The following is a 4,813-nucleotide window of genomic DNA, read 5'->3' on the forward strand; positions in this document are numbered from 1 at the left end:
AGAGTATTAATAATTTAACTAACTGGTAAAGTCCACCCAAAAAATGAAATTCAACTATAAATTAGGCAAATATTCTTTTAGCGTAAATTTCATTGATAGAAATGATACATCTTGGAATAAAGATGCTCATTATATACGTATTCTTTTCAAACGCTCATGGGTATGGTTTCCTACAAACACTGATTTTGAAAGTCAAGAACAGTTAGAGAAGGCAACAAATTTAATTTTCAAAATTGCTCAAAAAATTTATTTTAATAATAATGCTATTGAACCATTACTATTTTTACAAATAACAAAAACGGTTTTTAAATTTATTGAAGATTTAGAATATCATAATGTTAAAATTCATGTTGATATGTTTCTTAATACTTGGAGTGTGTCAAACGAAATCTCGAATTTTCAGTTTCAAAAAACGGTAGGTTAGTGATACTTTTAAGTTCTTTATGATAAGAACTTATTTTTTAAACAAATCTGTCCATAAACTTGTATCATTAAATAAAATCCCATAAATTTGAATATGGTAAGTTAATGATATATAAATATATGAATTTAGGATATGCAAGGGTAAGCACCAAAGACCAAAATTTGAATCTACAAATTGAAGCTCTAAAAAAAGCAGGGTGCGAGAAAATTTACCAAGAGAAAATTTCGGGAGCAACAAAAGAAAGACCCGAACTAACAAATTTGATAGAGCATTTAAGAGAAGGCGATGTTGTGATGGTTTGGAAACTTGACCGATTGGGCAGGAGTATCAAAAATATTATTGATTTAGTTTTAGAACTAAATCAGAAGAAAGTTATTATTAAAGGTCTAACAGATGGTGTCGATACATCAACCCCCAATGGCCGATTGTTCCTGAATGTTATGGCATCGTTAGCCGAATATGAAAGAGAGCTTATTAGGGAAAGAACTAATGCAGGACTTTCATCAGCAAGAGCAAGAGGGCGAGTAGGTGGGCGACCCAAAGGTTTAAAAGCTGAAACAGTTGCTAAATTAAAAATTTTACGTTCCTTATATAAGGACACTACGAAACAACCACGTGACATTTATGAACCAATGGGAATTACCCATGCAAGTTTTTATAGGTATGTCAAGTTGCTTGATACCCATACAGACAAAGAACTTGACCAAATGATTTTGAAAAAACGAAATAATTAATGTGATAATGAAAACGGAGTTAGAGATATTGACACAAGCATATAAAGCATTAAGCCAAAACTATATTGATTTGGAAAGGCTCAATCTATATTTAATCTCTCATCATTCAACTGCTATCGAAGGCAGCACATTAACCGTATTAGAAACTGAAATATTTCTTGAAAAAGGGTTAACCGCAAAAGGCAAACCATTAGAACATCATTTAATGGTGAAAGACCATTATGAATCTCTGGGCTTTATTATTGAGTCAGCGAAGGCAAAACAAAAGATTGATAATAAATTCATTCAAAATATCAATGCTCATATAATGAAAAGTACGGGAACAGTTCATAATACAGCATTAGGGACATTTGATTCATCCAAAGGAGATTTGCGACTTTTGAATGTTCGAGCAGGACTATCTGGAGGAAGCTACATGAATTATAATAAAGTGCCGCAGTACTTGAAGAATATGTGTGCTGATTTGAGTAGTAAAATAAATGAGGTTAAGACCGTTGAAGAAATTAATGAATTAGCTTTTTTAGCACATTATCAGTTAGTAACTATTCATCCTTTTGTTGATGGAAATGGACGAACGTCACGACTTCTGATGAACTACATACAATCTTATCATACAATGCCTATGACCATCGTCTTTGAAGAAGATAGGCAAGAATATATTGAAAGTTTAATAGAAACCCGAAAAGAAGAAAACATTCAAATATTTTTAGATTTTATGGAAAGTCAGCACCTAAAGTTTTTGAATGAAGAAATAAAGAAATTACAACAAGTACAACAACCTAAAAAGGAAAACAAAAGAAATATTAGATTGATTTTTTAACAATCATCTCAGAAAACGTATCTTAGCAAGTGCAGGAGCAAATATTTCACAAAACGCAAATAATATTTTAAAATATAAAAATTATGAACCTACAATATTTAGCCGACCATACAGGTAATGTTACTGGAGTATTTATTCCAATTCAAGAATGGGAGGATATTCGTAAAACCTTACATTTACCTGAAGACCCAAAGGGTTTACATCGTCAAGAGTTATTAGAAGCCTTTGACCAAGTAAAACAGATTAGAGAAGGCAAAATACCTAAACCGAACCTAAATGTTTTTTTGAATGAGCTTTGAAATTATTCCTATTTTGCCGTTTCAGCGACAAGCCAAAAGGCTCATTAAAAAGTTCCCTTCACTTAAAAATGAGCTGCTAAATTTAATTGAAAGTCTTAAAGAACAACCCCAACAAGGTACACCTTTAGGCGATGAATGTTTTAAAATTCGGATTTCAATAGCTTCTAAAAACAAAGGTAAATCGGGCGGTGCAAGGGTAATTACTTGTATTTATGTAGCTGATAGCGAGTTGTATTTGCTATCTATCTATGATAAATCTGAGCAATCTTCACTCAATGATAAAGAACTTAAAGAGTTGATTAAAGTAGTAAAAGAGTTGAAGTATTAAACCTCAATCAGTATCATATAATGACCGAATAAGCTTTTGAAAATCAGATATGTTATGTAATATCGTACGAAGTTTTACGTAGGTTTTTTGGTTTGTAGATATACACTAAGGTTTCATTGTGTCTTTTAGCAGACTCCGATGAAGGAGAATTGAAATTTGTGTCTATAAAAAAAGCCTCTTTGTCGGAGGCTTTTTTAGGTTGATTGGGCTATGTTATTTTTATTTTTCTATCACTACTCTTTTAGAAGAAGATTCTTCACCCACTTGACAGCGTAAATTGTATATTTGGTCTTGAATGTTTGATATATTTATTTCAAAACTATTTTCACCTTCTACCCCCACAAACGAATATTCGTTGATAATATTCCCTTGAATATTACTCAAATAAAGTTGAACGCTTTGTTTCGATTTTAGTATAACTTTAGCTACAAACTTACCGTTGTTAGGGTTAGGCGATACCCAAAACCATTCTTCTGCTGTAACTACACTTTCTCTGCCGTTACTATTAGCACAAGTGAAACGAGCATTGCCCCAATTGGCATGGTCGCCCCAAATCTGGTCTCCGCCATCTTCTACTACCAATCTAATAGAAGCTACTCCTGCAATTGGCACAACCATATCACTTGCTCCTTGATTGATACCTTTCGTTACAGGGTTATTTGTGCCACCTATCAACGCTCCAGTAGTATTGTCATAAAATCGTTTGTCCACTTCCCGCAGGACAATTACAACCATTAGCATCAACATCTCGACCGACCGACGCTTTGAAATTGGCATAAGGATTATTGGTGAAATTATAAATAATTTCCGACCCTGCATGTGTACCAATACCTTGTGTATATGTTGTGCTACCCATAACCATTGCTCCCCCGTCGAAGCGATACCCAATTTGTGGCGTGCTACCGTAGCCAATTGTTGCCGATGCCCAAGCGTTGGTAACATAGGCATCAATACAAGACCCGCCGCCACCGCCGCCAGTAGTGGCAGTATAAAACATGGTGCCGTCTTCGGCGTAGCCTAAAGAATAATTCGCCGGTGTTGAAAAAACAGAGGATGGCGGATTTCCTAAATTATCATAATTACTGTATGTCCAACTAAAACAGCCTACTAAATTATAGTATGAGCCATTAGCAAGACTAACATCGCTACGCTGCAACATACCAGAGCCACGTACAACAAAACCATCGGGATTTGAGCCTGTGCGTTGGGTAAGCCAAAACTGCCCATTGAAAAAACGTGCTACTAATTGTTGCCCTGTTGCATTCCAAGTACCCATTACTAAACCATCGCTTATTGCCGAACAAGCCCCAGAATTGACGGTTACGCCTATACTTACCGTATTGCTAGGTGGACAAGAACCACTCACACATGATACACTGTAATTAGTGCTGACCGTTGGCGAAACACTGATAGAATTGCCCACCGCACCAGTACTCCAAGTTACAGTGCCAGCAGCACATGTAGCAGAAAGTGTAAATGAACCGCCTGAACCTGCTACAGAACTTACATTGGTAGGTGCTGATGGAGCAGTGGTACAACTTGGGGCTGCACCACAATACAAAACAGGGTCGAGCCAGTCGGCATGGTCACCCCAAAAATTATCGCCACCGTCATTAACTATTAACTCTAAGGTATTTTTGCCTGTAACATCTACACTAAAAGCCTGCCGAGCATCGGTAGTACCCAAAAGCGAAGAGGTAAATAAGGTAGCACCATCTGCCTTGATGATAAATTGCAGTTTCATTGTGCCACAGCCACAATTATCAGCTTCATCGTCTCGCCCAACACTGCCCGAAAACGTACCATACTGCCCCGAAAGGTTATAAACTATGGTGCTATTAGCGTGTGTACCTATACCATTGCCAGTTGTGTAGCCGCCTACCATTAGCGTATTACCATCAATACTTTTATTGAGTTGCCTAGTGCCATAACCTTGCCACTCACCTGATGGGTTGGTGGGATTGAGGGTGCTTAGAGAGGCTTGAGTGCAACCTGTGGTGGCTGATTGGGTGATGGTTACATATTTATTAGTACCATCACTTAATAAAAAAGCGATATCTGCCGAACGATTTGAGGTGGTATTATTTGTTTCTGTTGCCCTCACTTTGAAATTGGAAACACCAGCCCCACCACTTAAATCATCTTCTGTAATTATTTCAAACCAACTTGTTGATTCAGAGGCTTCCCAATCCAAATTCGAGGCAGTTA

General features: G+C 36.5%; 7 protein-coding genes. 5 read left to right on the forward strand and 2 right to left on the reverse strand.

The features are described from left to right. Nucleotides 1–43: 43 nt before the first annotated feature. The 5 genes from ACH2CJ_RS15030 (at nucleotide 44) to ACH2CJ_RS15050 (ending at nucleotide 2,605) form a co-directional block, all read left to right on the forward strand. Nucleotides 44–424 carry a hypothetical protein gene (locus ACH2CJ_RS15030; RefSeq protein WP_394993766.1) on the forward strand — a complete coding sequence of 127 codons (381 nt, stop codon included), beginning with the start codon at nucleotides 44–46 and terminating at the stop codon, nucleotides 422–424. Between the two features lie 119 nt (nucleotides 425–543). Continuing rightward, nucleotides 544–1,158 (forward strand): recombinase family protein, encoded by a 615-nt coding sequence (locus tag ACH2CJ_RS15035; protein WP_394993767.1) that lies wholly within the window; start codon nucleotides 544–546, stop codon nucleotides 1,156–1,158. Nucleotides 1,159–1,165: 7 nt separating this feature from the next. Beyond that, complete coding sequence (locus ACH2CJ_RS15040; RefSeq protein WP_394993768.1) at nucleotides 1,166–1,978, forward strand: Fic family protein; 813 nt, start codon at nucleotides 1,166–1,168, stop codon at nucleotides 1,976–1,978. 83 nt (nucleotides 1,979–2,061) lie between these two features. Continuing rightward, nucleotides 2,062–2,277 (forward strand): hypothetical protein, encoded by a 216-nt coding sequence (locus tag ACH2CJ_RS15045; RefSeq protein WP_394993769.1) that lies wholly within the window; start codon nucleotides 2,062–2,064, stop codon nucleotides 2,275–2,277. Beyond that, complete coding sequence (locus ACH2CJ_RS15050) at nucleotides 2,267–2,605, forward strand: type II toxin-antitoxin system RelE/ParE family toxin (RefSeq protein WP_394993770.1); 339 nt, start codon at nucleotides 2,267–2,269, stop codon at nucleotides 2,603–2,605. Before ACH2CJ_RS15045 ends, ACH2CJ_RS15050 begins: the two co-directional genes overlap by 11 nt. A gap of 219 nt (nucleotides 2,606–2,824) precedes the next feature. Here ACH2CJ_RS15050 and ACH2CJ_RS15055 read toward each other — a convergent pair whose 3' ends face one another. Together ACH2CJ_RS15055 and ACH2CJ_RS15060 are read right to left on the reverse strand one after the other, a co-directional pair. Beyond that, complete coding sequence (locus ACH2CJ_RS15055; protein WP_394993771.1) at nucleotides 2,825–3,382, reverse strand: NPCBM/NEW2 domain-containing protein; 558 nt, start codon at nucleotides 3,380–3,382, stop codon at nucleotides 2,825–2,827. Further along, the coding region (locus tag ACH2CJ_RS15060) for an NPCBM/NEW2 domain-containing protein (RefSeq protein ID WP_394993772.1) at nucleotides 3,297–4,813 on the reverse strand (1,517 nt) is incomplete at its 5' end. The genes ACH2CJ_RS15055 and ACH2CJ_RS15060, both read right to left, overlap by 86 nt.

The sequence above is a fragment of the Emticicia sp. genome, assembly GCF_043780375.1.
Lineage (GTDB): Bacteria > Bacteroidota > Bacteroidia > Cytophagales > Spirosomataceae > Emticicia.

Excerpts from the sequence above, each read along its gene's own strand:
- ACH2CJ_RS15030 (WP_394993766.1), top strand. The coding sequence starts at position 44 with ATGAAATTCAACTATAAATTAGGCAAATATTCTTTTAGCGTAAATTTC.
- ACH2CJ_RS15035 (WP_394993767.1), top strand. The coding sequence starts at position 544 with ATGAATTTAGGATATGCAAGGGTAAGCACCAAAGACCAAAATTTGAAT.
- ACH2CJ_RS15040 (WP_394993768.1), top strand. The coding sequence starts at position 1,166 with ATGAAAACGGAGTTAGAGATATTGACACAAGCATATAAAGCATTAAGC.
- ACH2CJ_RS15045 (WP_394993769.1), top strand. The coding sequence starts at position 2,062 with ATGAACCTACAATATTTAGCCGACCATACAGGTAATGTTACTGGAGTA.
- ACH2CJ_RS15050 (WP_394993770.1), top strand. The coding sequence starts at position 2,267 with ATGAGCTTTGAAATTATTCCTATTTTGCCGTTTCAGCGACAAGCCAAA.
- ACH2CJ_RS15055 (WP_394993771.1), bottom strand. The coding sequence starts at position 3,382 with ATGCCAATTTCAAAGCGTCGGTCGGTCGAGATGTTGATGCTAATGGTT.